At 53.1% G+C, this 456-nt stretch carries 1 rRNA gene; it reads right to left on the minus strand.

From position 1 onward, the window contains the following. A 16S ribosomal RNA gene (locus M6G53_RS24985) occupies positions 1-456 on the minus strand; the annotation flags it as partial.

The raw sequence follows: 456 nt of genomic DNA on the forward strand, positions 1-456 counted from the left end.
CGTACGGGACTACTTGGGTATCTAATCCTGTTTGCTCCCCACGCTTTCGAGCCTCAACGTCAGTTACAGTCCAGTAAGCCGCCTTCGCCACTGGTGTTCCTCCTAATATCTACGCATTTCACCGCTACACTAGGAATTCCACTTACCTCTCCTGCACTCCAGCTATACAGTTTCCAAAGCAGTCCGGGGGTTGGGCCCCCGCCTTTCACTTCAGACTTGCATCGCCGTCTACGCTCCCTTTACACCCAGTAAATCCGGATAACGCTTGCCCCCTACGTATTACCGCGGCTGCTGGCACGTAGTTAGCCGGGGCTTCTTAGTCAGGTACCGTCATTTCTTTCTTCCCTGCTGATAGAGCTTTACATACCGAAATACTTCTTCACTCACGCGGCGTCGCTGGATCAGGGTTCCCCCCATTGTCCAATATTCCCCACTGCTGCATCCCATAGGTACAAG

Origin of the sequence: Serratia nevei, assembly GCF_024160145.1 — a bacterium.
Lineage (GTDB): Bacteria > Pseudomonadota > Gammaproteobacteria > Enterobacterales > Enterobacteriaceae > Serratia > Serratia nevei_A.